General features: G+C 60.7%; 23 protein-coding genes and 1 tRNA gene. 11 read left to right on the top strand and 13 right to left on the bottom strand.

Going from position 1 to position 24943, the window contains the following annotated elements; all coding sequences use genetic code 11:
- Window positions 1-42: 42 nt before the first annotated feature.
- The 5 genes from G6N75_RS08595 (at window position 43) to G6N75_RS08615 (ending at window position 6241) form a co-directional block, all read left to right on the top strand.
- Window positions 43-1815 carry an alginate export family protein gene (locus tag G6N75_RS08595; protein WP_165347943.1) on the top strand — a complete coding sequence of 591 codons (1773 nt, stop codon included), beginning with the start codon at window positions 43-45 and terminating at the stop codon, window positions 1813-1815.
- A gap of 129 nt (window positions 1816-1944) precedes the next feature.
- Window positions 1945-2646, top strand: a complete 702-nt coding sequence (locus G6N75_RS08600) for a 4Fe-4S dicluster domain-containing protein (protein WP_165347944.1) — start codon at window positions 1945-1947, stop codon at window positions 2644-2646.
- 21 nt (window positions 2647-2667) lie between these two features.
- Window positions 2668-4803, top strand: coding sequence for an aldehyde ferredoxin oxidoreductase N-terminal domain-containing protein (locus tag G6N75_RS08605; protein WP_165347945.1), 2136 nt, complete (start codon window positions 2668-2670; stop codon window positions 4801-4803).
- Window positions 4800-5183, top strand: coding sequence for a hypothetical protein (locus tag G6N75_RS08610; RefSeq protein WP_165347946.1), 384 nt, complete (start codon window positions 4800-4802; stop codon window positions 5181-5183). The genes G6N75_RS08605 and G6N75_RS08610 overlap by 4 nt, the downstream gene beginning before the upstream one ends.
- An 11-nt stretch (window positions 5184-5194) precedes the next feature.
- Entirely contained in the window at window positions 5195-6241 is a 1047-nt protein-coding gene (locus G6N75_RS08615) for a hypothetical protein (RefSeq protein WP_165347947.1), read from the top strand.
- 35 nt (window positions 6242-6276) lie between these two features.
- Here the strand turns inward: G6N75_RS08615 and G6N75_RS08620 are convergent, their stop codons facing one another.
- From G6N75_RS08620 to G6N75_RS08630, 3 genes are all read right to left on the bottom strand, one after another.
- Window positions 6277-6696, bottom strand: a complete 420-nt coding sequence (locus G6N75_RS08620) for a type II toxin-antitoxin system VapC family toxin (protein WP_165347948.1) — start codon at window positions 6694-6696, stop codon at window positions 6277-6279.
- The gene (locus G6N75_RS08625) at window positions 6684-6950 is read right to left on the bottom strand and encodes a type II toxin-antitoxin system Phd/YefM family antitoxin (protein ID WP_165347949.1); all 267 of its coding nucleotides are present in this window, start codon (window positions 6948-6950) and stop codon (window positions 6684-6686) included. The genes G6N75_RS08620 and G6N75_RS08625 overlap by 13 nt, the downstream gene beginning before the upstream one ends.
- Window positions 6951-7031: 81 nt before the next feature.
- Entirely contained in the window at window positions 7032-8030 is a 999-nt protein-coding gene (locus G6N75_RS08630; protein ID WP_165347950.1) for an aldo/keto reductase, read from the bottom strand.
- A 158-nt stretch (window positions 8031-8188) separates the two neighbouring features.
- Between G6N75_RS08630 and G6N75_RS08635 the strand changes: the two genes are divergently transcribed.
- The 4 genes from G6N75_RS08635 to G6N75_RS08650 all read left to right on the top strand — a co-directional run bounded on the left by G6N75_RS08635 (window position 8189) and on the right by G6N75_RS08650 (window position 11575).
- On the top strand, window positions 8189-9322 hold the full coding sequence (locus G6N75_RS08635) for an ATP-binding protein (protein ID WP_165347951.1): 1134 nt from the start codon (window positions 8189-8191) through the stop codon (window positions 9320-9322).
- A 53-nt stretch (window positions 9323-9375) separates the two neighbouring features.
- A complete protein-coding gene (locus G6N75_RS08640; RefSeq protein ID WP_165347952.1) occupies window positions 9376-10425 on the top strand; it encodes a DUF977 family protein in 1050 nt (349 codons plus the stop codon).
- A 71-nt stretch (window positions 10426-10496) separates the two neighbouring features.
- Window positions 10497-10572 (top strand) — tRNA-Ile (locus tag G6N75_RS08645).
- Between the two features lie 274 nt (window positions 10573-10846).
- Entirely contained in the window at window positions 10847-11575 is a 729-nt protein-coding gene (locus G6N75_RS08650) for a TIGR04255 family protein (RefSeq protein WP_240901031.1), read from the top strand.
- A 1058-nt stretch (window positions 11576-12633) separates the two neighbouring features.
- On the opposite strand, the gene G6N75_RS08655 is transcribed toward G6N75_RS08650, so the two are convergent.
- The 5 genes from G6N75_RS08655 to G6N75_RS08675 form a co-directional block, all read right to left on the bottom strand.
- On the bottom strand, window positions 12634-13569 hold the full coding sequence (locus tag G6N75_RS08655; RefSeq protein WP_165347980.1) for an HNH endonuclease: 936 nt from the start codon (window positions 13567-13569) through the stop codon (window positions 12634-12636).
- Between the two features lie 2 nt (window positions 13570-13571).
- Window positions 13572-15506 (bottom strand): DUF2075 domain-containing protein, encoded by a 1935-nt coding sequence (locus G6N75_RS08660; protein ID WP_165347954.1) that lies wholly within the window; start codon window positions 15504-15506, stop codon window positions 13572-13574.
- Between the two features lie 3 nt (window positions 15507-15509).
- Window positions 15510-15875: a nucleotide pyrophosphohydrolase gene (locus G6N75_RS08665; RefSeq protein WP_206203023.1), complete on the bottom strand. Its 366-nt coding sequence runs from the start codon at window positions 15873-15875 to the stop codon at window positions 15510-15512.
- A 323-nt stretch (window positions 15876-16198) separates the two neighbouring features.
- Entirely contained in the window at window positions 16199-17488 is a 1290-nt protein-coding gene (locus G6N75_RS08670; RefSeq protein WP_165347955.1) for a hypothetical protein, read from the bottom strand.
- Window positions 17489-17490: 2 nt separating this feature from the next.
- Complete coding sequence (locus G6N75_RS08675; protein WP_165347956.1) at window positions 17491-18906, bottom strand: hypothetical protein; 1416 nt, start codon at window positions 18904-18906, stop codon at window positions 17491-17493.
- Between the two features lie 336 nt (window positions 18907-19242).
- Between G6N75_RS08675 and G6N75_RS08680 the strand changes: the two genes are divergently transcribed.
- Together G6N75_RS08680 and G6N75_RS08685 are read left to right on the top strand one after the other, a co-directional pair.
- Window positions 19243-20133, top strand: a complete 891-nt coding sequence (locus G6N75_RS08680; protein WP_165347957.1) for a hypothetical protein — start codon at window positions 19243-19245, stop codon at window positions 20131-20133.
- 18 nt (window positions 20134-20151) lie between these two features.
- A complete protein-coding gene (locus tag G6N75_RS08685) occupies window positions 20152-20850 on the top strand; it encodes a hypothetical protein (RefSeq protein WP_165347958.1) in 699 nt (232 codons plus the stop codon).
- Window positions 20851-20864: 14 nt separating this feature from the next.
- Here G6N75_RS08685 and G6N75_RS08690 read toward each other — a convergent pair whose 3' ends face one another.
- The 5 genes from G6N75_RS08690 to G6N75_RS08710 form a co-directional block, all read right to left on the bottom strand.
- Window positions 20865-21767, bottom strand: a complete 903-nt coding sequence (locus tag G6N75_RS08690; RefSeq protein WP_206203024.1) for a hypothetical protein — start codon at window positions 21765-21767, stop codon at window positions 20865-20867.
- Window positions 21768-21781: 14 nt separating this feature from the next.
- On the bottom strand, window positions 21782-22153 hold the full coding sequence (locus G6N75_RS08695; protein WP_165347960.1) for a DUF6804 family protein: 372 nt from the start codon (window positions 22151-22153) through the stop codon (window positions 21782-21784).
- Window positions 22154-22669: 516 nt separating this feature from the next.
- The gene (locus G6N75_RS08700) at window positions 22670-22933 is read right to left on the bottom strand and encodes a hypothetical protein (RefSeq protein WP_165347961.1); all 264 of its coding nucleotides are present in this window, start codon (window positions 22931-22933) and stop codon (window positions 22670-22672) included.
- A 17-nt stretch (window positions 22934-22950) separates the two neighbouring features.
- Window positions 22951-23604: a hypothetical protein gene (locus G6N75_RS08705; protein ID WP_165347962.1), complete on the bottom strand. Its 654-nt coding sequence runs from the start codon at window positions 23602-23604 to the stop codon at window positions 22951-22953.
- Window positions 23605-23618: 14 nt separating this feature from the next.
- A complete protein-coding gene (locus G6N75_RS08710) occupies window positions 23619-24689 on the bottom strand; it encodes a peptidoglycan-binding domain-containing protein (protein ID WP_165347963.1) in 1071 nt (356 codons plus the stop codon).
- Between the last annotated feature and the right edge of the window lie 254 nt (window positions 24690-24943).

The following is a 24943-nucleotide window of genomic DNA, read 5'->3' on the forward strand; positions in this document are numbered from 1 at the left end:
GCGTCGACAATCAAGAGTCGTCTGCTGCATGAGAGGATCCCCGTGGCCCAGCTCGTCACAGACCGCCGTACCAGGCTGCTGCCATTGCTTCTCGCACTGGCAATCGCTGGATGCCCGGCCGCGGCGGCCGCGGCCGACGGCGGCGAACCGGGGCGCGGCGTCGAGATCCAGGCCGACATCGCTGAAGGCCTGCCGATCGGGCTCGTCTACGTCCACCTGCTGGAATCGACCGAGGCTCCTGATAACGACGATGCACTGAAGAATGAGATCGCGAATGCCTTCGGCGTGCGGCCGGGCGGCACGTTCCGGATGCTGCCCGCCGAGGTCGGGCTGAACCAGGTACGCCAGCTTGCCACGGTGAACGCGGCCGAGCTCCGGCTCTACCGGATGGTCTCCGGCGGCCAGGTGGCGCTGGCCCTGCTCGTCAAGCCAGCCACGGTCGCGGCGCCAGCGCCCGGGCGAGCGAAAGGCATGCTCGAGACCCGCCGGCTGGCCGACTTCCCGACCCTCTACGAAGACGACCGCTCCAAGTTGGTCTTCATCCTCAACGGCGGCGTCGGCGCCTTCAGCGACGGCGAGCCCTGGTTCGGCGGCTACGGTGATGCGTTCAACGCCGGCAACCCCACCGCCGAAGACCCGGCGGGCGCCGGCACCACGACCTGGGCGGAGGCCTACCTTGAGCCCGGGCTCGCGGGCATCTCCCAGTTGGGCGACTACCCGCTGTACGCCTACGGCGAGCTGTCGTACCTGGTGTCCGGCTCGGCCGGCCAGGACATCTACAACTCGGGCTCCCGGGGCTACGGCGATTTCGAGAAGCTGTATGCGGGCCTGCTATGGAACCTGCCCGGCGATGGCAACGTGGTGGACTTCACCTTTGGCCGGCAGGTCTACCAGCTGCGCGACGGCTTCCTGTTGTCGAAGATCCCGGTCTCCACTTCGATCGGCGAGCGCGCCGCGCTGTACCTCGGCCCGCGCCTGACCTCGGACCGCACCGCGCTGCTCCAGGCGCGCATTGCCGGCTTCAGCGCCGACGCCTTCCTGATCGAACCCAGCGAAATCGACGAGATCGCCTCGGATACGCGGCTGGCTGGCCTCAACCTGCAATACCAGTTCGCGGATGCCGAGGCGGCCTTCACCTATTTCTACGTTCCGGAATCGAAGTCCTCATTCCGGGCACCGGACGGGAGTCGCTTGCCGCGGGAAGGGCTGCGCACCTACAACCCGAGCCTGTCGCTGAAGAAGCTCTTCGGCGTCGAGGGCGCCTGGTTCAAGACCGAGTACGCCTGGCAGGACCACGAGGACTTCGACATGTCGGCCGATGCCGCCTACGTGTGGCTCGGCTACCGGATGTCCGAGACGCGCTGGCAGCCGGCGGTCAGCTACCGCTGGTCCACGTTCTCCGGCGACGATCCCGACACGCAGAGCTTCGAACGCTTCGACCCGCTGTTCTCCGGCGGGCTGGGCAACTTCCTGCCTGGCATCGTCTTCAGCAAGGTCTACAAGAACGCCAACCTGACCACCAACCGCGCGACGCTGAGCGTGAAGCCGAGGCCCGACCTCGAGCTGATCCTCGACTACTTCCATCACCGGGCCGACGACCTGAACAACCTCGGCGGCATCGGCCCGCTGCAGACCCTGGCCTCGCGGGACATCGGCCAGGAACTCACCTTCTCCGCCTACCACTACATCGGCCGGCATCTGTTCCTGCAGGGGATCGCCTCCGTCGGCATGCCCGGCGCTGCCATCGACCAGGCCCTGGGCGGCAACACAGAGAACTGGTACACGCTGCAGCTCGCGCTCTACATGTTCTTCTGAGCGCGCGGGGCCTCGCGTCTGCCGCGCCCATTTCGGGCAGTCACCCGGTCATTTTGCGGGCACTACTGACGTTGCCCGCCGCAGCACGGGCGTAGCTTCAACCGTGCACGGGGGCCGAAGGAGACGCCCATGGCCTGTGATCGAAAATGCGAATCATCCTCGCCGGAATGTAGCTCGCCCCTGTACTCGCGCCGGGAGGTCCTCTCAGGGCTCGGCGTGCTCGGGATGGCGGCGGCCTTCGGCGCGCCGATCCTGCTGGCCGACGACCGCCTGGTGATCCCGAACTCGGAAGGGTTCCTGGTCGTGGATCGCAAGAAGTGCCAGGGCTGCGGCACCTGCATGATGGCCTGCTCTCTGGCCCATGCGGGCGTGTCTTCCTACAGCCTGTCACGCATCCAGGTGCTGCAGGATTCCTTTACCGACTGGCCGGACGACGTGCTGATCGCCACCTGCCGCCAGTGCCAGGACGCGCCCTGCGTCCAGGTCTGCCCCACGGGCGCGAACAGCCCCGACCGCGAGAACGGCTTCGTGCGGCGGATCGACCCGGAGCTGTGCATCGGCTGCAAGCTGTGCATCACGAGCTGCCCCTACACGCCGGTCCGGCTGCAGTGGGACAAGGAACACCGCAAGTCGCAGAAGTGCGACCTGTGCGTCGACACGCCCTACCTCGACGAGAAGGGCGGGCCCGGCGGCGTGCAGGCCTGCGTCCGCGCCTGCCCCGTGGGCGCTATCGCTTTCACCCGGACCATGCCCGACCAGTCCCGCAAGGATTCCTACGACGTGAACCTGCGCGACGCGGTCTGGAAACAGCTGGGCATGACGACCGACTGACACCGCCGGAGGGCGTGCGCCATGACGGGCTATGTAGGGAAGATTCTCCGCCTCGACCTGACGGAGCGTCGGGCTATCGAGATCGACACCGAGCCGTACCGTTCCTGGGGCGGCGGCCACGGCCTCGGTGCCGCGTTGTTCTGGGACTTCTGCCAGGACAAGACCATCACCGACGGCCGTAATCCGGCCAACGTCTGCATCATCGCGACCTCGCCGCTGAACGGCACGCCCGTGCCCTCGGGCGGCGGCCGCTGCGAAGTGCTGGGCGTGGGCGTCGGCATGCACCCGGTGTCCTGGTTCACCCGATCGGGCTTCGGCGGCCGCTTCTCGACCATGCTGAAGCAGGCCGGCTACGACGCTATCGTCATCGAGGGCCGCGCCTCGACCCCGGTGTGGATCGACATTCGCAACCGCAAGATCCAGATCCGCGATGCCGGTGAACTCTGGGGCCAGGACACCTGGGCGACGCAGCTGGCGATCCGCGACCTCGTCGGCGCGCCCGCCGACCTCGAGAGCGGCTGGTGGGACCTGAACGAGTCGGCCGCGGAAGCGCTGGACCCCGCACGCGACCAGGGCCGCACCACCCAGAAGCCCGCGATCCTCTCGATCGGTCCCGCCGGCGAGAACCAGACGGCTGCAGGTTGCCTGCTGCACGACGCCGGCAACGGCGCCGGCCAGGGCGGCTTCGGCGCCGTGTGGGGCTCGAAGAACCTGAAGGCGATCAGCGTCGTCGGCACGGGCGCGGTCGCCGTCGCCGACGCCGCCGCCCTGCTGCACGCCCGCAACGTAACCCAGAAGAAATACGTTACCCCCATCAGCCAGCCCGACTTCGCCGCCTGGAGCAAGATCGGCGTCCTGCCGCGGCCGCTGTTCATGAACCCGCCGCCCACCGACCAGCGCCGGCCCCAGGCTTGCCAAGGCTGTATCGCCGGCTGCCGCTCCCGCTTCGCCATCGGCTACGGCAACGAGTCCACCTGCCAGGAAACCAACTGGTACCTGCCGGCGGTGCGGCGCGTGGCGAAGTCCCTCGACGAACTGGTGGAGATCAACCTCAAGGCCGCCGACCTGGTGCAGAAGTACGGCTACAACTCCTTCCTGTTCCAGACCGGCCTGCACTGGCTCGAGCACCTGCACGAGGAGGGCCTCCTCGGGCCCGGCAAGGCGATCAACTCGAACCTGCCGTGGGAGGAGTACGGCACGCTGGAATTCGCCGAGAAGCTGATCCATGCGCTCTCGCACCGGGAAGACATCGGTGCCGACCTGGCCGACGGGTGGGTCCAGGCCGCCTACAAGTGGGGCCGCCAGGATGACCTGCGCACCGGGCACCTGCAGTTCTCGTACTGGGGCATGCCTGAGCACGGCTACGACCCGCGCGCCGAGCTCGAATGGGGCTACGGCAGCATTCTCGGCGACCGGGACTGCAATGAGCACTGCTTCAACATCATCTTCACCAACATCACCGCCGCCTTCGCCTTCGCCAAGCCGATGCGGCTGCAGGCCGACGAGCTGGTGGGGATCATCGCGGAGAAGCTGTCGCCCTATGCGAAGAACCGGCCCGAGGTGCTGGATTTCGGCGACGCCAACATGTACTCGGAGGCGGTCGCGCAGCTCGTCCGCTGGCATCGCCATTACACGCGCTTCTACAAGCAGTCGGCCCTGTTCTGCGACCTCCGCTGGCCCGACTTCTACAACACCAACACGCCGGACCAGCGCGGCGCGACCGCCTCGGATGATGCCGGCGAGCATGTCTTCTGGAACGCCGTGACCGGGGAAGCGCTCAGCTTCGAGGACGGCATCGAGCGCGGGCGGCGCATCTGGAACCTCGACAACGCCATCTGGACGCTGCAGGGCCGCCACCGCGACATGGTCCACTTCTCGCCCTATGTCTACGAGACGCGCTTCGAGAAAGGCGAGCTGTTCCCCTTCTACATGTGGCCCGTCCGCAACGAGCAGGGTGAGTGGTCCTACGGCGACCTGATGGGACGCTCGCTGGACAAGGACAAGTTCGAGCAGTTCAAGACGACGTTCTACCTGCTCGAGGGCTGGGACACCGCGTCCGGCTGGCCGACCCGCGCGCTCCTGGAGAGCCTCGACCTGGCCAAAGTCGCCGACACCCTCGAAGTTGCCGGCCGCCTCGGCCAGGAGCGTGCATCATGATCGCCCAGATGGACCGCGCGACGGCCGAGCGCGTCGTGGCGCGCCTGCCGCATGCCAGCCGCTTCCCGGTCGGCCGCCTCGTGCCGCCCGTCGGCCTGCTGCAGAGTTCCGTCCGCAGCCTCGGCGAGCTCGAGCTGGCCCTGCGACCCGAGCCGCGTTCGCTGGCCGGCCTGAACCTGGAGCGTCTCGCCGACTGGATCGAGCAGGAGGTCGGCGACCCGGTCGCCGCGGCCGAGGTCCGCACGACCACGGCGGCCGCGCCGAGCTACGTCGAGGCCTGCCAGGCGATCTACCAGCTGGTCCACGACCGGGTCGCCCTGGCACAGGAGGTGCTCGGTTCGATGCCGGCCGCGGCAGCGTCCGGGCCCGACGCGCGCTGAGGGGCATAGTGATGCGAGACAAGCCAAAGTCATCCCGCCTTGCTTCCCTGGCCCTCGGGTCGCTGCTGGTCGCCGCCGCGGGCGTCGCCTCGGGCCAGGCCTGGCCCCCGCCGCCGGCGTCGATCAAGGGCACGCTGGCCTTCTCCGAGACGATTGTGTTCGACTACGACCGCGACGGCACGCAAGACCGCGTCCAGTTCTGGATCGAGCTGGAAGGCAAGCCGGCGACCGGGGAGCCCGGCAAGTTTGGGGCGGAAGAAGAAAGCGGCTCGGTAAGCTATTTCGTGCTGGACCTGGAGCGCCAGGAACGCATTGACGACTGGCTGCTCGGCTTCAACATGGCCGGCGGCGGTGGCGGCTTCCCAGTGGCCGGCCAGCCCTATCCCATCACCAACATCCGTATCGATGGCCGCACCGCCACCTTCGAATTGCAGGGTGCGAAATGGACCATCACGGACGGCGGCGACAGCTGGGAGAAGGACACCATCGAGATCGAGACCGGCGGCCGCAAGAAGGAAGGCAAGTTCTACGGCGGCGACATCACCGTGACGCCCGACCCCCAGACGATCTGGAAGCCCGTGGACATCACCGAGAACCGCCGCTGCAACCGGTGCCATGAAGAGGCCGCCATCAGCATGGCCGCCGAGGGTGGCCCGCACGCCGAGCTCGAGTGCGCCGCCTGCCACGTCGAGCATCCGCCGAAAGCGCCGGGGACGTTCCCGCAGTGCCTCGAGTGCCATTACCCGCACGACGACTCGATGGTCGCTGCATCCTGCGTGAGCTGCCATTCGAGCCACAACGTGGACTTGGTGCAGTATGCGATCACTGTCCCGGACGAGCACTGCACTGCGTGCCACCAGGAAGCCGCCGCGAGCCTGCAGGCGAGCGGCACGCGGCACATGGGGCTGGACTGCGTCATCTGCCACCAGGCCGAGCACGGCGCGATCCCGACCTGCGTGGATTGCCACGGGGCGCCGCACCCGGAGAACATGATGGCCCGGCCCGAGCGCTGCTTACGCTGCCACGTAGGCGCCCACGAGACTAAGGTCAGGCGCTGAGTCCGGACCTTCCGGACCGGGTCGCCGGGTGGAAGTCAGCGGGATGAGCCGACGACCACCAACTCGAGCCCGGGAATTCCATCGAAGTCGCCGGCGTTGCGAGTTACCAGCCCGACGCCGTGCTGGATGGCCTGGCTGGCCAGCCACAGATCCTGCACCCGGGTTCGATGCGAGCGGCGCTTGTTGCGCGCAAGCAGGCCGGCGATTTCCCCGAACACCTCCGCCGTGTCAGCATCGATCGGCAGCAGTGGCTTGCGTTTCATCCGGCGGTACGTCGCGAGGCGCTTCTGGCGGATGCCCGCATCCTTCGCCATCTCGATGCCGAGGCGCAGCTCGGCGAGCGTGACGGGGGACAGGTAGACCGGCGCGTCGCCAGTGAAGGCCGCGACGTCGGCGGGTCCGAGCCGGCCCTGCTCCACATCGATCCAGATGCAGGTGTCGATCAGGAAGCCCACGGGTCGCGCAGCTCATCGTCCAGCGTTTCATTTCCGCGGCGGGCGTCCTCCAACCAGCCTTCCGCCGCCTCGGGCGACAGCGTGCGGTAAAGATCGGCGAGCGCCTGCTGGGCGTCCTGGCGACCGGGCGTCGGCGAGACCTGGACCACAGGCTGGCCGCCCCGCTCCACCACATAGGATTCGCCCGACTCGCGTACCCGGTCGAGCACCGCGCGGAGATTGCGCGCCAGTTCGGTTGCCGTTATCTTGCGCATGACTGATCCCGATAATCAGATGGAATCATATTTTATGTATTCGGCATGGCGACTGCAACCGGGGCGACGACCGTCGGCCAGCTACCAGGCGTAAGCGCCGGGCGCCTCGCCGCCGGGACCGGGAAAGATCACGTCCAACTCCGCCAGCGTCTCGCGGTCGAGCTCGATCGCCGCCGCACGCGCGGCGCTTTCCAATTGCGCGACGGTGCGCGGGCCGACGATGGGCGCGGTGACGACGGGGTTGTGCAGCAGCCAGGCGAGCGCGACTTCGCCAGGCGGGTGGCCGAGGCGGCGGCACAGGTCCTCCCAGCGCTTGAGCTGGTCGCGCTTGCTCTGGACGCGGTCGGCGAACTCGTCCCCCTTGCGCCGGCCGCCGTCGTGCTTCTCCAGCGCGCCGCCGAGGAAGCCGCCGGCCAGCGGGCTCCAGGGCAGCAGCCCCATGCCGTAATGGCGGCAGGCCGGGATGACTTCGAGCTCGACCATGCGGTTCTCGAGGTTGTAGATGCTCTGCTCGCTCACCAGCCCCATGCGGCCGCGGCGCGCCGCTTCCTGGCAGGCCGTCGCGATGTCCCAGCCGGCGAAGTTGCTCGAGCCGACGTAGGTGATCTTCCCCTGCTGCGTCGCAACGTCGAAGGCCTGCCAGGTCTCATCCCAGGGGCAGTCACGGTCGATGTGGTGCATCTGGTAGAGATCGACGTGGTCGGCCTGCAGCCGGGCAAGACTGGCGTCGAGGTGCTTGCGGATCTTGTAGGCGCTGAGGCCGCCGGCGTGGCTGTTCGGTTCCGGCCGGGCGTCCTGGCGCTTCATCGTCCCGTAGACCTTGGTCGCCAGCACGATCGCTTCGCGGCGCCCGCCGCCCTGGGCCAGCCAGCGCCCGATGATCTCCTCCGTCGACCCGGGCTCGCCGCCCCAGCCATAGACGTCAGCGGTATCGAAGAAGTTGATGCCGAGCTCCAGCGCCCGGTCCATGATGCGGAAGGCGTCCTTCTCGGACGTGTGCCAGCCGAAGTTCATGGTGCCGAGGCAGAGGTTGCTGACGCGCACGCCGTGATTGCCGAGACGCTTGTGGGTTACGGACATGGTGCTAGCTCCTGCATTGCGGGCCCGAGGAACTCCTCCAGGAGAATCTCACCCGGATGGGAAGGATTCGCCGGCTGCTTGTGCCTGCGGTTAATCATATCGGCTCTACAGTGAAATCGTACTTTACAAATAGACGACTAAATGTATAGCATAGCAGCATGATTGAACGTCCCCTCTGGCTGGAACGTGTGCAGCGCGGCTGGACACAGCGGCCTGTTGTCTGGCTGTCCGGCGTCCGCCGCGTCGGCAAGACGACGATTACGCGGATGCTGCCCGACGCGGTGTACATGAACTGCGATCTTCCCTCGTCCGTGCGCGCGCTGGAAGATCCGGAGTTGTTCCTCGGGACGCAGGCCGCGGACGCGGTGCTGGTGTTCGACGAGGTGCATCGTCTCGATGATCCAAGCCGCCTGCTGAAGATTGCTGCCGACGAATACCCGCAACTGAAAATCCTCGCGACTGGCTCGTCCACGCTGGCGGCGACGCGCAAGTTCAGCGATTCGCTGGCCGGGCGGAAGCGGTCGATCCATCTGTGCCCCGTGCTCTGGGAGGAGTGTGCGGAACCTTTCCAGGTGCCGGATCTCGATCGCCGCCTCCTGCATGGCGGCCTGCCCGAGCTCCTGCTGGCGGGGCGGAAGAACCCCGAGTTCCTTAACGAGTGGATCGACAGTTTCTACGCGCGGGACATACTGGAACTCTTCGGCATTCGCAATCGCCAGGGTTTCCTGGCGCTCTTTCGCCTGCTGCTGCGCCAGAGTGGCGGCCAGCTCGACTACACCCAGCTGGCGAACCTGAGCGAAATGAGCCGGGTCACGGTCAAGTCGCACCTCGAGGCCATGCAAATTGCCCACGTGGTGCACCTGCTGCGGCCTTTCCATGGGGGCGGCAAGCGTGAAATTGTCAGTCGACCTAAATGCTACGGCTTCGACACGGGATTCGTCACCTTTGAAAAAGGGTGGGATGAGATCCGCGCCGAGGACCGGGGGCTGTTATGGGAACACCTGGTGCTAGACAGCCTGCGTTTTCACTATGCGGATGACCACATCTACTACTGGCAGGACAAGTCGCACCGGGAAATCGACTTCGTCATCCGGCGCGGGCGCAACCGCGTTGATGTCGTGGAATGCAAGATCAACCCGGATCGCATCGACCCCAGGCCGATCGAAGCCTTCCGCGCCCTGTATCCCGCCGGCGACAACTACGTGGTCAGCCCGACAGTAAAGACACCGACCCTGCTGCGCCGCGGCGAGCTGATCATCAAGGCGATCGACACCCGCCACTTGCCGGTTTGAAAAAATGTCCTGAACGCCTCGAAAATGGGTGTAAATGGGCGTACTATTGGTTCGTGCTGCGAACCGACACCATCCAGATCACCCCGGAGATCCTCAGCCTCATCGCCAGGGTCGACGAGTTCAAGGGCGCCTGGCGCGCCCTGGGCACGCTCGCGCCCGATCGCCTGTCGGCCCTGCGCCACGTGGCCACCATCGAGAGCATCGGCTCGTCCACTCGCATCGAGGGCAGCAAGCTGTCCGACCGGGATGTGGAGCAACTGCTGTCGAATCTCGAGATCAAGTCTTTTGCCACCCGCGACGAGCAGGAAGTGGCCGGCTACGCCGAACTGATGGACCTGGTGTTCTCCTCCTGGCAGGACATCCCGTTCGCTGAAAACCACATCAAGCAGTTGCACCAGGTCCTGCTGCGATACAGCGAGAAAGATACCCGGCATCGCGGCCACTACAAGACCCACTCGAACAGCGTCGCCGCATTCGACGAGGCCGGCGCGCAGATCGGCATCGTGTTCCAGACGGCGTCGCCCTTCGACACGCCCCGCCTGATGACCCAACTGGTGGCATGGCTGAACAATGAGCGCGAGACCGCCCGGCTGCACCCGCTGCTGATCATCGCTCTGTGCGTAGTCGTGTTCCTGGAGATCCACCCTTTCCAGGATGGCAACGGACGGCTCTCCCGGGTGCTGACCACGCTCCTGCTGCTGCAGGCCGGGTACGCCTATGTGCCGTACAGCTCGCTTGAGAGCGTGATCGAACAGGACAAGGAGACCTATTACTTGGCGCTGCGGCAGACCCAGGCCACAATCCGCACGGAGTCGCCGAACTGGCAGCCGTGGCTGATGTTCTTCCTGCGCGCCCTGGCCGAGCAGGTGCGACGCCTGGAGAAGAAGGTCGAGCGCGAGAGGATCGTGCTGGCGGCCCTGCCGGAACTCCAGCTCCAGATCGTGGAGTTCGCTCGCGAGCACGGCCGCGTCACCATTGGCGAGGCCATCAAACTGACCGGGGCCAGCCGCAACACGCTGAAGCAGCACTTCCGGGCACTGGTCCGACGCGGCACCCTCAACCAGCACGGCCGCGGCCGAGGGGTCTGGTACGACCTGCGCTGAGGCCGGCTGGCTCGTTACCAGCCGTCAATCATCATGGCGATTCCCAAGGGTATACTTCCGCTACCTCTCGCGGGCCCGTAGCTCAATGGTTAGAGCAGGGGACTCATAATCCCTTGGTTCCAGGTTCGAGTCCTGGCGGGCCCACCAATGAAATCATGGGCTTAGGGGGGTTATGCCGGGAGGCGAAGGGATTGGAATCCCTTGGTGTGGGCCATAGGTGGGGATTCGGGCCTGAGGCAGGCGAGCGCTGCAATTCCATGCTTAGCTCGGCGTTATGCCAATGCCTCGTATGCCCTGCAGCACTCGTGTTCACGTAGCGCAAGAATCCAAAAACTCAACTGGCTGGAAATGCAAGTAGGGGGCCGGAAGGGCGGACTGGGTCAGAGGTTACACAACAACCGACCTATGATCTAATTACGATATGTATCCGAGACTTACTAGGGCGCCGGTGCGCGAGGCGGTCATCGACGTTCGGGCCTCATTTGAGAAGCCCCCGCCAAGCGCATCTTATAAGAAATTTCAGGAAGCCCTTTCCGGGCAATTTCCCAAGGCGGCTCCCCTACAGCATGTGCAGCTCAGCTACAACTTAGACAGTCGAGAATCTAGTCAAAAGCATATCGAACTCGGAATGCGGCTGGACAACCCTGAAACTGCAGAGGTAGTCCAAGCAAAGCCTGAAGGGATCATATATAGCAAACTGGCTCCGTACGACACGTGGGACACGTTAGTTAGGTCTGCGCGCGAGGTGGCGGAGGTTTATTGGGAGATATTCTCTCCCAGGCAGGTCGCGAGAATATCGACGAGGTTCATCAATGTTATCAGCCTACCCGAGGGCCCAATCGACTTTGACGAATACCTCGTGTTTGGGCCCCAGCTACCGAAGGGCCTGCCTCAGACCGTATCGGAATTCCAGAATCGCATCGTTTCGCCTCAGCCGGACGGCAAGACGTTGCTAGTAATAAGCACTAGATTCCCCGGGCCCGAAGTGGGCTCTGGTATATCAGTTGTATTAGATATCGACGCCGTAAGAAATGCTGTCTTTCGCGACTTGGCTAGTGCATTTGAGTCTCTTGGCGAACTCAGGAGTCTGAAGAACGCGGCCTTTTTTAACTCAATAACTGATTGCACCAGGGAACAACTAAATGGCTGAAGCTGCACTCAACTTAAGGTTCTCGCGGATGCCGCCATCTAGAGACGCCGTCACGGCGCCTGACGACCCACTTCATTCATTTGGGGGCCTCGACAGGTCACCCCCGTTGTTTGAGAGCGACCGCGATACCCGATTGATTACTCAACTCGTATCGGTAAGTCGCGCAATCGATGCGGATGGAGAAGAACCACCAACCCCCGCAGCAGTCTGGGCGGCAAATCAAATCATCGATTCGCTGCCAAGGTGGGCCGATGAGCCAGAAATTGACATTGACGGTCGGGGGGGCATTACTTTCGAATGGTACCGAGATCCTACTGACGTCATTGTCGTAACTGCCGAAGGCCCGATAATCCGATGGGCCGCACTTCGGGGAAGCGCAGTCGCCCGTACTTCCGGATCAGCATTCTTCACAGGGGATCTCCCAGAGGATTGTCTCCGTCTTATTCTGCGGCAGTCTCAGACCTGAATACGAATTGAGTGGCAGCAAATCCCGACAACCGATTCGCTCGTTACATTTCTGAACGTAACAAACTACGTAGCGACAATAGCGTCAAGCATCGGGCTTTCCTTCCAGCAAGGAAACACGGCAATAACACTTCGGTATTCGCTGTAGGCGACCTAGTTCAGCATCAGGCATGCGATCTGGCAAAGGAGCATGTTGAGCCGAGCCTCGGCAGACCTGTGCTCGGCTACGCCGAATTTTGTCCGGCAGATGTTTTGAAGGCAGCCCTCGTCTGGCGCATTGATGAGCCACCACCGCGTCACAGAGTCATCGAAGGCTGGCCTGATGCGAGGGAGAAGCAGGACGAAGCCGCTCTCGCTTTAGCGAGCTGCTCCAAATTTTGTGGTTGTACAACGGGCAACTGATCGCTGAATTACATCGTTGATATGTTGGCGCAGCAGCCATTCTCCCACGCCTAACGTGAACATGTGTGGGATGACATTATTGATCAGACTGACTGCTCGCTAATTCTCTCCACTCAGTTTTATCGCGAGGTCGATTGGGTCGGGAGGCCGCGACATTGAAGTGCCCGGGCTTTGACGGATTGGGCGAGCAACTATCCTTGGAAGACCTGTTCCCGATGCCAATCAAGATAGTCTCGATTTGGAATCCATTCGGGCCTGTCAGGACGCCGAATACCCGAACCATTCAGCGAATAGTAGCTACGACCGTTGTTGAATTCGGCTCGCAACCTATCTCCGACGACGAACTTGTAGTCAGGGGACACGGTGACGTATCCGCGATCGAAAAGCCGGTGGAGGTCACTGCGTAACAGCAGGCCATTATCCACCCTGTGTTCCCCGCCCCGCCCGTAAGGCACGATGTGGGCTGCCTCGAGAACCGGCACCGAGTGTTCGCCCGTGACGGCGCATGCTCCTTCGTATGCCTCTCGAACGGCGAGACTGAACAACCCCTGGCCAAGCCGTGGGCGAACCATGGTCGGTGTCCCATATCGGGGTCCAACGTCTCCTACTCGCTCGACGTTCCAGTATCTTGCTCCCGCCTCCGCGGCGCTTAGGCATTCACGGAACACACGCTCCCCCTCGCCTTCATCGAGACGATAGGTCTTGCCCTGCTGAATGCCCGTTTTGGCCCAGTCGGCCGGGGGACTAATCCATTGGTCCTGGGAGAAGAACACGGGCGCCGCAATCATAATGCAGCCGATCTTGAAGCGCCCGTCCGGAGAGCCGTTATCTCCCCTTAGACGGGAGATCCGGTCGATCATCTCGGCAAAGCTTGCGGCTCCGTTCATTTCGCCGAATGACTCCCATGCCAGCCAGGCCGGCAGGGCTTCGAACCGCTGAAAGAACCCAAACCCCGCTATCGCCTTGAGCGGGGCACGAAGCTTGAAGAAGAACGGATCGCCTGGGGTAAGAGCTCGGAACGCACGGTTTCCATGGGGCTGCCAGAAATTGACCTCATCGACCTTCGGCTTGCCGGCGAGAAACTCGTACCAGTCCGGGTCTGTAAGGCCTATGTATCCCTTCGGCATGTTCACTGCCACCCAGGCTCCCCGCCCGGCGGCTCGGCTACCTTGAGGTACCGCTCCGCATGGGCCTCGCCCTCCGGCATGCGAGTTGCTCTCTGCCTGAAATACTCACTTGTCTCGGGGTCCGTGCAGAACAGGTAGCAGCCCTTTTGACCACGGGTCATGAGGGTCCTGTAGGTGTTCTTGATGATCCTGTCCGCGATCTCGTTCGCTCGCTCAGGCTCGTCCTTAGCCATTTTTTTGAGGCCCCGAATCGACCTGTCCTGTGACGACCGCTTAGTGAAATCGGTAACAACGTGACCATCTCTGACCACCAGGTCCGGGCCGATGATGACACCAACATAGTCCAGCTCCAGCCCTTGGCACGTATGGATACATCCGATCTCATTGATTGAATCGGGCTGGAGAATCCAGAGTCCGCCATCCTTGTCGAGGTTCCAACGCATGGCGAACCCATGCTCGGGTATCGCGACATCCCTGATCGTCGGGTCCTTCTTGCCCTTCCAGTCCCAACAATACCCCGCCACCATGCGTGCCTTGTTGGCCACGCGGTTCTTCTCCTTGATGAGATCCTGGAGTTTGTTGGGCGAATCGCAAACCTGGAAATCAAAATCGATGCCTTCGAGCGTCTCGTTGGCGGTCGGACGAATCTGCAGGGCGTGATCCACCCAGGCGAGATAGCCATCGGAGCCGTTACAGCGGAATTGGGAAGTAAGGTTGCCCGTGTGGACGTCGGCCCTGAGCGTCTCGGCCCAACGCGAAATCTCGTCGATGGTACCAATGTCATCGGTCGTGACGCGCTGGTCCTCATCAACGAAGAAGACGCAGACCTTGGCTGACTGTATCAACTCCTTGACCTGGTTCTCACCGAGATTCTTGTACATGCCGGATTTCTCATTCAATCGATGCGCCTCATCGACGACGAGAAAATCGATCATGTTGGGCCTGCAGTCGGTGTAAGACCCGGAGCCCTTGAATAGATTGGTGATTCGGGTCTTCTTCAGGGTGCCGGCCAGCTTGCTTTCATATACGGCCCGAGGCGCAGCGTTGCGGGTCACGTAGTGAACAACCTTCTCACGTTGAGTCAGTTCTACAAGGAGATTGATCGCAACAACCGATTTCCCTGTGCCTGGGCCGCCTTCGACGATGAATACCTGCTTGCGTCCGTTGGCTGCTCTTTGCCAAAGCGACAGCGCATGCTCGTAGACGAGCTTCTGGTCATCGATCAGTGTGAATTCCCGGTTGCCCCGCAATAGGGAAGCGAGATGGTCGGCTAGGTTCTTGGACGGTTTCAACCGCCCATTGGCGATCCGATAGAGAACTTTGTTGCGATCACCAGTTCGAACGTGAGTCTTTATGAACTCTGCTAGCCGCTCGACATCCTGACGAATGAAAACCGGCGCCTGGTCGGTATGTTCGGCATAGAACTCCGACTTCAGGGCGGTGCCGTCGGCACAGTTGTGAAGATACGCGCATGGCACCAACTGGATATCGTCAGCCTGAACAGCTTCGTTGTAGTCACGGATCAGCGCGGCGTAGGTCCAGGCCTGGTAAGACGGATGGGTAAGCTCGTGCCAACCTCGGCCGACCACGGCTTCAATGATTCCGTCTTTCTCGGTTGCCTTCGCATCGCTCCACTGTTTCAACTCAACTATGATCGCCGAGTCCCGACCCGCCTCGTCAGCGCCGGTTAAGATGAAATCGATGCGACGAGAAGTCAGGGGTATCTTGAACTCAACCGCGACCCCGGCGTCTGCGGCGATATCGGCGCTCATCAGCACGTTGTTCACGTACTGCATTGAATTACGCCATGAATTGATCTCGCTTTCGGATGTCGAGATTCCCAAACGAAATCTGAACGCTTCCAGAATAACGTTCTCGATCCGGTTGCTGAGGACGTCCCTGGTGAACTGCTCTCGAGTCTCAGCGTAGACGAGCATCGATCAGTACTCCGTGTACTTCCTCGGGTCTCCCTTGACCTTGGGCGCGGGATACTTCTGCTTGTTTTTCTCGAGCTTCGCTCTGGCCGCATCAAGCAAGTCGACACCAGTAACGCCGGCCAGTCGAACCAGATAGATCAGGATATCGCCGAGTTCATCGGCTAGCTCGTCTCGCTTCCTTTGGTCTAGCGACTGGCTCTGCTCAGGCGTCAGCCACTGAAAGATCTCAAGCAACTCCCCGGCTTCGGCCGTCAGTGCCATTGCGAGGTTCTTTGGCGTGTGGAACTGCTGCCAGTCACGCTCCTCGGCAAACTTCTCCAGTTCAGCTGCAAAGGCATCAAGTTGCGTGGGCGAGTTGCCTGATTTCAACGTTCTGGCTCCTGCTTAAAGTCTTGAGCTGGTTGCTGAACGGCAAGTTCTGATCTCAGACGTGAGCGGGGCACGGGGCAATAACCTCGTGCAGATGCCCCGTTCGCTGAGGCTACGTTTGTCCACTTCCTTCGCCTTGGGGCCCATTTCGGGCTAACGGTCTGAAATATAACCTGAGATTGGGCTCGTGGGGTGAGCCCAGCTGGAGTCAATCACAGCGAACGATTCGTCTGAACAAGGCGGATTGAGTACATTTCATGGCCGTTACCGGCTGCCAAGGATCGGCTGATTGAATTCCGAGATGGCATCGATGGGGCGCGAGCTTAAACCCTTTGTCCCCCCGGATTAGCCCAAGCATCCGTCGCGTTAGCGAGCTTCACCAGGCTCTCGCCAAGTTGGCTTGGATGAATCGCCAAGCGTCGCAAGAGCAGCAACACTTGTCTGCAATATTCGGCCGGGTTGAATTTCGCGGGCGATGCCGTCAGACGAGCCAGGTCCCCGGCACGTGCGTCAAAGTAGCGAATCTCATCATCGAGGCGCTGGCTGACATACCGGACAACGTCAGTTGATCCGTTCTCTGGGGTTCGGGCGGATTCCACCTGTTCCTTCTTATCCGTCCATGCTTCCCGTTTGACCTGATAAGCCTCAAGCGCAGCTATGCCCACTTCCCTCGCGGCTGCCGCGGCTTCACGCGCCTCTCGGGTACCAATAGCGCGTAATGCACCTCGCGAGATCCTTGAACCCCCAATTCCACCTGCTACTACTCCCAGCGCACCGATCACGATGACGCCGGCAGGGCCGAACAGATAGCTGCCCAATAGCGCGCCCGTCCATTGACCAGTGGCCCCGCCAGCAATCCGTCCCGACACATCACCGGAGATGTTGGTTATCAATTGTTCAAGATTGCCGGACCCGTCGGCAAAGCGACGAAGCTCTGCAGCCGATGCAGCGACGAGAGCAATCCATGGAAGCTCGAAATCGCCAACCTCCACCCCTTGCTGCAGCGTAGATTCGGTCAGACCCCGAACTTCCTCCAGTGAAAGCAATGGATCAACATAAACACCTTCCATCCCCTCGACATCGGCGGCGCGTTCTGAGTTTACGATGGTAGGAATATGGGGATTGATCGAAAGGTGTTCGTGGATCGCCTGGGGGCTCGAAACGCACTTGACCTGAAAAGGGCTTCCATCCACCAACAAGTCCCATCCCTGTTGGCTCGGGGAGGTTGGGAAGGTGACGTCATGCCCAGCGTCCATGAGATGCTGAGCTGCTATTCGCTCTGCAACATATCCATGCATCTGGCTGAGGGAGCCTTGAAACGCTTCCCCGCTAAGTTCGGCCTGGGCATCAGCAAAGGCTGCGAAACTGAATACGCCGGATAGATCCTGCGCCCTCGCAAAGTCGATGGCTTCAAGGACCATCGGATCTATGCGGGCGGCATCGTAGATTAGGTCGCCCACAGTTAGCGTGGTAAAAGTAAAATCGCTACTAGCTATCAACGCCCGGAGACGATCGCGTCGATTTGCCGACTGAATAGGGATTGAGAGCGCCTCTCTCGCATCACCTGCTGCAAGAAGTGCCTGGACTCGCGTTAGCAGTTCACCGTTCGTCATGTTCAGGTGATGTCCGCCAACCCGGGATACCGGTTCCGAGCAACATCCAGACGCGACTTCTTTTCCCTTAAGCTGGCGACTGCGTTTTTTAACTGGGTGTCGAGTAACCTCAACTGGCTCCGCGACCTTGATAGCTTGAGCTTGAGATCATTGCTTTCGGCCGTGAGCATATGAATCTCCTTCCTCATAGCCGAAAGGTCTGCGTCGGTAACCCTATTTGGAGTGGATCCCCCTCGTGGAGACTCTACCCCCGAGTATTTACTCCGCGGTTGCGATCCGACCGCCCTGTTTTCAGTCTGGCTATCAGTTTGGTCGCGTTGGGCCAATAGAATTTTTAGGGCGGTATTCTTGAGCTGGATGTCTTGGCTGACCCTACTGGCGGTTCGGGATTGGGTTCGAACCTCCTGCGATAATTTGTCCCGGCGCTGTCTTAGCACCTTTCGCTCAGCCTCTGCCCGGTCAACCTTCTCCTGACAATCACGCACAGTCCGAATGGCGTTCTTCCATACATTCAGGCAGGTTTCGCCAGATTCGCCTGTTGCTTGCGGCGTGTCTTTCTGGGCACAGATTGCGATCTGTGTGACAACCAAAGGGATTAGCTTCTGTTGCAGCTTGCGTGTACCAGATCCGGTTAAGTAGAAGACGAATCCACCACCAAGGATCAGTAGAAACACGGGGTTTACCAGGACGGCTATAGTTGAGCTCAAGCCCGTGTACGCGGCGAACGGAAGGGTGATGCCAAGTATTCCTGCAGCCCCTGCCAGCATCGATACCGCAGCCGTGTAGAAAGCGAACCCGCCAACCTGGACTGCAGCCACCAGCGCGGCGCTGAGCGAGCCCGTCACCAAAGCCTTTCTGAGCACAGACCTGGTAATGCGGTCCGCACCCATCGCCTCTTTGAGTGCCTGCTGTTGGTCCAATGGAAGGGCATCGATGAAGCTCTGGACCTTGTCCAGAAGAGCTTCCTGTTCGGAGTCAGTTAGCGATTCCGGGTCGCTATCTAATCCGCCGAAAATGCGGTGCAGTTGGTCGCGCGTCAGTTCCCCAAGCGTTGAACCAGCGAAAGTCTTGTACTGCTTTCTATGGATCTCGATTGCTCGACCGACGATATCTGCGGCATGGCCCTCGAAATCGCGCTCGGCCTGGTAGTCTTTCCCGCTGATATCACAGACCTGAGCCATTCGCCCCAAGAGGCTAAGGATCAGATCAGGTCGAGGTTTGGTTTCCAGTTGCGCGATGGCAGCCTGGAGAGAACGGTCTAATTGCCTGGCTCCGGCTGCTCCCCTTAGTCGGGACGTCACGAGCGGCCAAAGCTTGGTTTCATTCAACAGCGCAAGGCAGCCTGCAAGTTCGGTCGGCGAGAGTGCAAGCATGGAACGCCATAGATCGCGGCCGTCCGACTTGCTCTCTGCCATCATGGGTGGAGCACCCATAGTCTTCTGATCACCCTGACCGAAGCGGACGATCCGATGTTCGGTAGTGACTCAGCCAGGCCCAGGCGGAGCGCCGGCGTGATGAACTTGGCAGGGATGTCCCGTTCGCTGAGGCTACGTTTGTCCATTTCCGTCGCCTTGGGGCCCATTTCGGGCTAACCCGCCGAAATATAACCCGAGATTGGGCTCGTGGGGTGAGCCTGGCTTCATGGAATTGACGTAATTCGCAGTTTGTAAATCGCACCGTTGACGACACGTCGCACACTTTGTTACCCATGGCCTATGGAGTTGCTCCACGCCATCGGTCTCTTGGTGGCCGCCATGACGATAGGGACCGTTTCGATTGCCCTGGTCATGTTTTCAATGAGGCTGATCAGCTTACCTGGGACGCTCATCTGGCATGCTGGCAGGCGGTCCGGTGAATCACCCGTTCTGGGTGGGGCGGGTCTACTCGTGTATAGCTTTGCCGCTGCGTTTGTAGCCGGAGCATACATAGTCTTTGTCATAGGCGTTCTCCGACATATCGCGCAGGACAACCCATCCATGCCAACCTGGCCCCTATGGATTGGAGTCTGGTTCCATGCCTTGGCCCCCGCCGCTTTCATCGCCGGCGCCGATTACCCCCGATCCGAGCGTCCGGATACTCCCCCCTCTGGACTTCTACAGCTGATAACACTCGGAATTTTCTTCACGGCTCTTCTATCGCCTGTGTCCTTGCAACCTCTCTATCACTGGGTGCCGCTAAGTGATTACGCCTCGGGTGCGGATACCGCCCCTGAGGCATCCAAGAATCAGGCACAGGTGGTCTTCGGGCCGGCACATACTGAGGCTGTCCAGTCTTTCTTCTTCGCATATCAGCTTACTCAGAGCGTCGGTCCCGAAGCAGCGAAGCTGGTTCGCGCAGTTACCGATTTCCAGCAGTACGTTGAGAGCGTCAAAGCCCCGCTCAAACAAGCGCGCGCCTATCTCGAGCAATGTGATCCACAGTTACTAAACGACGTATACGCCGGATGGGGTGATATCACCGAAGAGAAGTTCCAGCCCGGTGTGGAACATTTGCTCCGTGGAATCTCATCCGAGGTGGACCGGCAGGCTCTCGCCGAGGGGGATGAACTTCTAAGTGAATTTTCGGACTGGCTCGAAGCCAATTGGAATCGACTTGGCCGACGCCTGGAGCAAGTTGATTTTGCCGAGCCCCACGCACCAGACTGAGAATCCAATAGGAAGGATATGAATCAACTCGTAAAAGGCTCAAAGAAACTTCCATATGTGATCGTCCTGATTGGATCGTGTGCTTCGATTCCCGCCGTCCAAGCCGACGAGTTTCCCTGGCTCATGACCGCCTACCACTATGCGGATCTCTCAGAAGAGCAAGAAGCCATCTATCGAGACTCGTATCTCGAGACCATGGGCTTTCTACTTTATGGTTACGTTGACCCGAGAAACCCGGAAGCAGCACGCGCGCTGAATGGCCTTATCGACTGCACTGAGCAAACACGTCAGAAAAATTCCTGGACCAACTACTTCAGCTGGTTCGTAGGGAAGCATGGCGAAAAGGCGGGAGCATGGCTTCTTTACAACGAAGTCACGCCCACTGTTTGCAGTGACTACTTCGAAAAGGCTGGGACTCAGCCGAGGGTGCTGCAGGTGCGATCGCATAAGGAGTGGAAGAGCTGGTCGCAGGCAGATAGGTCAGTCTATGTTCAAGGCTACCTGGATACCGTCGCCGCCATGCAGTTCCGGCTAGAAGCACAAGGCCAGCCGAACGATCTGGACTTGATTGCCCAGCTAATTACGACGGTCGGTATAGAGGGAATACTCCGTGACGTCGAGGGAATCGAGTTTGAGTCGGAATATCCTCTGCCTTGGTCGATATCACGTGGGCTGGGGCGTGCCAAGGACAGGATGCAGCAGGCCTCAGGCCCATAGACCCATAGAACCCGCTACGACGCATCTTCTAGGGAGAGTGGATACAGTCGATACTCGGGGCCTGTGGGATCGTGACCGCTAGCCACGATCAAGGAGATCTCAAGCATGGACGGATCAGTTGGCTGAATAATCCTGAAATTGCATTGTTGTGCCAATACAGGAAAGACCTCGGAATCCGAGGTCCGCAAGGACTCAAGCCACTCCACCTGCTCTTCCGGCGGTTCATCAAATTCGCTTCTCAACGCGCTTATGGGCGCGGACTTGACCCTGATCAGGATAGGGGCTGACCTCGCATTGAGGGCTTGCCATATCTTGGGGTACTGCTCTGGTACGGGGCCCGGAAGACCAGGGACCGATTTGATCAACATCGCTTCAAACAACGAAAGCGCATAGGACAGGATCTCCGATCCATGTCGATTGCTTAACGCGTACCTGACGGCAGTGAACTTTGACGGGGATGCGTATGTATTGCCGTGCTGGAAATTCATGCCCGCCCTCGACTGACTGAGCATCGTCCTGAACGCATCGACTTGGACTAGATACTCGCTTCTCGCCTCGAGATATGCCTCTGCCAAAGGCAAGACATATCGGCCGAATTCCAGGATCCGCCAAGCGTCAACAGGGTTCTTTGCCCCCAGGCCGAACTCCTGGATGCTTCTCAGAAACAGGCTAGACGTACCATGGTAGAGGTCTAAGCCCGACGCGGACTGTACCGACCGCTTGTTCGGCGAATGCATTCTAATCAAACCGCCCCCGCGCGGGTCTTCTTTTGCCCACAACAAGGAGAACCCCGTGAAAATCTTCTCTTCCCTCGCCTCCCTGGATGAACCCCGGGTAACCCCGCTGACGCCCGCCCTTGAGGGAACTTCGCCCGACGAGCTGTAGCAAGAGCCGTACGCTCCGCGAGCCGCGGACAATGCTTCAATGGAATTCAGTTGCCTCTAACTTCCCCATCTCCCCTGGTTCCCTCCGAGTGCTCTTGCTGCCCGAATCTGATCGCCGACCAGAACACGGCAAGCGTTATGGCGTTCAGGATCACCCACAGCAACTTGCTATACAGGTAAATCGGGAAGATTGGGTTATACAGGACGGCTATACCTGCGAGCAGCCAAGTGAGCGGCCCGCCTGCGGCCCCTTGAGAGTGCAACTTCCAGATCAGCCATATTGCGACAAGACATGTCACGAGCCGGGTAATCGTGTAGTACCCGTACGGCAGGTCAGCGAGCCCTACGACATAAAACACAAGAACCACCCAGAAGGGGTCCGTCGGGAATTCCGTAGCCTTGGAACGCATCTGCATCATCGGCACATCCGCGCCGCCTCCAGGGATGTGGCTCGGGCAATACATCGCCGGACAGAGTCGAGGCGATTCCGGGTGGCTTCAAGCTCGGTCAGGAGGTTGTTGTACTTGGCAGCCAACTCATCGTGGTCGTATGCGACTGATCTGCACGTCCGTGCCAGGTCGTCATACTCGCTCACTACGTCGTCGAGCTTCGACTTACACACAAAGCCCCCGAAGCCACACGTATAGGCGTCAAAGCAGACGGCATCGTCCGACACACATTTTGCAAACGAGTTGCATACCTTGTCTCCGTAATCGAGGCATGCCGCGCGCTTGCCAATCGGGCACGAGAAAGTACTTTCGAACGCCTCTGAGGGCATAAGCCAGAGAATCAAGAAGACAGCGACGATTTGGCGCACTGGGATCTCCCCCTGAGCAAAACGGCTGGCTATAGGCTCGAACAGACCCATCGAGGCGTGGCTTGCACGGGCCCTCACCGCGCCGACGAATCCTCCAGTAATTCTGGGCGACGATGCCTCAACGAATCATCGCCAGGATACCGATTGCCGCACCCATACCCGCGACGCCCGAAATAACTACTGCGCCGAATGTTCCCAACTTGGGCTGTAGCGCGTAGTAACAGCCGAGCGCGACCAGACCACCGACAACGCCGAAGAGCCTGACGATGATTACTACCAATAGGGTCGGCCAGATCCAGGCCCAAGAGCTGGTAGTGCTCTCTTCGCCTGGAGCCTGCGTTTGCGCTTCCACGGGTGGCGCATTGGAGTCCTGATAGGCCATGTTTATCTCCAGGATAACTATCTGATCATGAAACTCTTTTTTACCCGGTCGTGGGCATCCCTCGCTGCCTGGTCGCCATCCACATACGAAAGCGTAATCAGGGCCTTCTCCGAGCCCAAGAGAACGTGATACTGACTCACCCGCACTACTTCCAAGGGATCGACTGTCGATGTACGCGCGTATCGGATGACCAGGGCGAGTTGCCCTCCAAGCATCTCAGCGGTAACGCTTGATTGACCCACTTCCGAGATTCCTTGCTTCTCCATACCGGTCCACATCGTTGGCGCCATCTCCCGCCAGGCTTCCGCCAGACCGTTGAGAACTCCGCGTCGATCCGCCTCCAACTCGCGCTGAAGCTCCGCCTGCGACACGGGCGGATCGACCGGGGTGATGGAAACTCGAACGATTACCCTGGAGGGCGCCGGATAGGACTGAACAGAAAGCGCCGCCATATGTGTGGCCGCGATTCCCGTTTGCTGCTCTGCGAGCTCCTTTACTCGCAGGCGCTGCTCGGCGTCACTGATTGACCAGGTGCCAGGGACTTCGAGCTGAACCCGGTTCTTCACGTTGAGCGTGGTGTAGCCCGCCGGTTGAGCGTTCGTGGCCTGATTCCAGGCCACCAGTGAACAAACCAGCGCTGCGCCAAAAGCCACTCCATACCTGAAACTCATCTCACGACCCCACATCAGTTCTGGGTGAGCAAGCTCGTCAGTAGTTCTTGCAGCACTGGCTGCAAGTTCTCTCGGCTTCGCGTCGAACCGGTACCCTCGTAGACATTGATCGCGATGGGCAGGGAGTTCAGCAGAGTCATGCCACTGAGGCCCGTGATCGTGCGGGTTGTGTCTTCGACAGACATATTCATTCGCATTGAGAAGTAGAACGCGTTTCCATCGCGACCAATCGGGTTGACTTCTGGCTGGGAAAGTTCGACCCGATACGTGTCAAACGCGGCTTGGAGCCTTTTATTCAGTTCCTGAGGGCTTATGCGCGGGTTCGCCGAGGAGATACCGGCAAGAAATGCTTCACGGCCTACCTCGAACCGCTGAAAGTCGCCGCCTGGCCCCAGGAGTTGAATCTGAAGCCAGTGATCCAATGTGTCTCTCCGGCCGTTCTTGTATTCATCGAGCTCGGTACACTGCACAGCGGCATGCAACAGACGAACGTCCTTACCGAGTGACCGCTTGGTCAGGCTTAGCAGTTCCTCTTCACGCGGAGTCCCACCAAGGGTGCAATAGCCGTTTGGATTGGAGAACACGAGGCGTTGCCCAAGCGCCTGGATCGTCTCCTTTGAAGCCCCAGACCTTGCCCGCTGATTGATGGCTTGCTCCAGCTGTCGCAACAAGTCCGGGGTCTCTCGACCGTCAACGCTGATGCCGTAGCTGCGCTGAAACGCTTCGATTGCTGACCTGGTCCGCTGGCCGTAGATTCCATCTGCGACACCAGGGTTGTATCCAAGCTCGGACAATGCATTCTGGATGGCGAGTGTGAGCTGCGATCTTTGGGCAGCGGGCTGTGCGGTCAACCCAGGGCTCGGCGAGAGCTCCCGCAAAGCTTCGGCCACAATCGCTGAACGAAGGGGCTCTACATCCCTTTTCGCGGCTGACAACGCACCACGCCGGTACTGGAAGCTCCCGCAACGCCTGTTGTAGTCCTCGACGGATAAATTGAACTTCGTTTGGATCGCGAGAGAGTTGACCTCGGGCCTGATGGCCTCGAGCCGGATATCCTCGCGCAGGCACCAACGAATTTCGGCCACCGAGAGAATGCGATTGGAACCGGCCGGGGGCTTTGTGAAACTCGGAGTGGTTGGCTGCGCGGGCGCAGATTCTGGCGCATTCTGAGCCGACGCAGGTGGCTGCCAGGTTGGCGGTTTCCGAGAGGCCTCGTCTACGACGCTCAGAATCCAAATTATTGTGACGGCGGCGATTGCGTACCAAACCCAGGCTTTGGACCCGCCGGTTTTCCTTTGTTGGCTACTACGCCAGGTGTTCTCAGATGAACTGCTCCGAG

The organism is Thioalkalivibrio sp. XN8, from assembly GCF_011058255.1.
In the GTDB taxonomy this organism is placed as follows: domain Bacteria; phylum Pseudomonadota; class Gammaproteobacteria; order Steroidobacterales; family XN24; genus XN24.